We start from the raw sequence: 427 nt of genomic DNA, 5'->3' as shown, positions 1-427 counted from the left end.
GGCTTAAGTGGTTGGGCTCCTACCATTAAACGCTTTTTTCCGCGTTTATTTAACCGTTTAACAGCTAAAGTTAACTTTAAATAATACCAAAATTCAAGAAAGCTATAGTTGAGTGTAAAAATGATAATAAAGTATATATGGCTCGGATTATTTTTTAGCGTGCTGATCTGGTCGGGTATAAACCCAAAAGATCAATTTACTTGGTTTTTAGAAGTGCTACCAGCCATTATTGGTGTGGTAATTATGCTTGGCACCTATAAACAATTTAAGTTAACCCCTATTTTATATTGGTTTATTTTAGCGCATTGTATTGTGTTGATGGTAGGCGGCCATTACACCTATGCTGAAGTACCGCTATTCGATAATTTATTTGGCAGTGAGCGCAATAACTACGACAAAGTAGGGCATTTTTTTCAGGGCTTTGTAC

The 427-nt window shown here is 35.8% G+C and carries 1 protein-coding gene and 1 pseudogene; both read left to right on the top strand.

Going from position 1 to position 427, the window contains the following annotated elements; genetic code table 11:
- Positions 1–84, top strand: a pseudogene (locus tag AAEY62_RS20410) (SDR family oxidoreductase); the annotation flags it as partial.
- 42 nt (positions 85–126) lie between these two features.
- On the top strand, positions 127–427 hold a 301-nt coding region (locus AAEY62_RS20405; RefSeq protein ID WP_350636030.1), incomplete at its 3' end, for a DUF2238 domain-containing protein.

It is taken from the genome of Pseudoalteromonas sp. GW168-MNA-CIBAN-0100, from assembly GCF_040309225.1.
GTDB lineage: Bacteria > Pseudomonadota > Gammaproteobacteria > Enterobacterales > Alteromonadaceae > Pseudoalteromonas > Pseudoalteromonas arctica.
Note: the sequence above shows the minus strand (reverse complement) of the source record. Positions and strands in the feature narration are given on the sequence as shown.